This is a genomic window from Cryobacterium sp. 10I5, assembly GCF_035019865.1.
Classification (GTDB): Bacteria; Actinomycetota; Actinomycetes; order Actinomycetales; family Microbacteriaceae; genus Cryobacterium; species Cryobacterium breve_A.
In genome coordinates, this window is the sequence record NZ_JASJVI010000190.1 from 1 (window position 1) to 1,382 (window position 1,382).

At 59.8% G+C, this 1,382-nt stretch carries 1 protein-coding gene and 1 pseudogene; one reads left to right on the forward strand and one right to left on the reverse strand.

The annotated features are described in order from the left end of the window. Positions 1-69 precede the first annotated feature (69 nt). Positions 70-303: pseudogene (locus QN350_RS19610) on the forward strand (transposase); the annotation flags it as partial. A 60-nt stretch (positions 304-363) separates the two neighbouring features. On the opposite strand, the gene QN350_RS19615 reads toward QN350_RS19610, so the two are convergent. Beyond that, positions 364-1,382 (reverse strand): IS3 family transposase (locus tag QN350_RS19615; protein WP_323507942.1); only part of this gene is annotated, 1,019 nt, incomplete at its 5' end.

A 1,382-nucleotide genomic window follows, 5' to 3' on the forward strand; every position in this document is an offset into this window, starting at 1 on the left:
CACCTCCGCCAAGTCCGACGGTGACACCAAAACCCCCAATCCCCTTGACCTGACAACGAGAGCCGGTTAATGGAACGGGTGAACAAGGAGATCAAACGTCGCACCGACGTCGTCGGCGTGTTCCCCAACGCCGCAGCCCTGCTGCGCCTGGCCGGGTCGGTCCTGATCGAGCAGCACGACGAGTGGGAAGCCGGCGAACGACGCTATTTCTCCGAAGCATCCATGCTCGAGCTGGCCACCATGAACAACCCCATCGAGGTCATCGACGAGGCGGTGATCCTCCCAGAACTCGCCGCCGCCTAAACTAGAACAACTGACCCGCACGGTGTTGAGAAACTCCACCACTCAGCGGGACGTGACCTTTCATGCCGCCGTTTTGTTAGCGGCTTCGATTTTTATCGGGCCGTTTGTTCCAGCGTAATAGTTAAGCTCATATTCAGCCGGTGGCATATTCCCCAGGGCGCTGTGTAGCCGCCGATTGTTATACCAATCCAGCCAGTCGAAAGTGAGTTTCTCAACGTCCGCGAGGGTCTTCAACGGCCCCGTGATGAAGGGTGAATTCTTCGCCACGGCTTCGTTCTTGTAAAGGCCCATCACGGTCTCGGCGGCCGCATTGTCATATGCGTCACCCACCGTCCCAATAGATGCGACCAGTCCCTCGAGCGTGACGGTTTCGGTAAACTTGATCGACGTGTACTGCGAGCCGGCATCACTGTGATGGATGAGGCCGGGCTGGACGGCGTGTCCGGCGTTGTCTCGCCGCCAGAGTGCCATGTTCAAACACACCTCAACGAACGGGGTGTCCTTGACCGTGGATGCATGCCAGCCGACGATCGCTCGAGAATACAAGTCGATCGCGAAGGCTACATAGACGAATCCGCCCCACGTTGGCACATACGTGAAGTCAGTCACCCAGCTGTGGTTCGGGTGGGGCGCGCTGAAATTGCGTTTGAGTAGGTCAGGGGCGCGCGCCGAATCCTTGCCGGTCGAAACGCTGCTGCGCGGCTTACGGCCGCGAACGAGGCCGTTCATACCTTCCAGACGCATCAACCGATCAACGGTGTGCTTGGACACACCGGCGAACTCGCCCCGGCTCAGCCAGGCCGTCATCTTGCGGCGGCCGTAGAGAATCTCCGGCTGCTGCCGGCCCTGAACGTCCCGCACGGTCAACGCTTTGAGCCGATCGAGGAGGACAGCATCACTGCGGGTCCGACCCGCAGCAGCGCGGATTTTCCACGCACGATATGACCGTGAAGTGACCAAGACGCCCCCCTCTCTGTCAACCTTGGGTAAGGCACCGGGATTGTCCCGAATAGTGTCGTAGAGGGCGGGGAAGGATTTCCCCTTGATGAACACAGTGATGGCAGGACCCAGCTCGACCG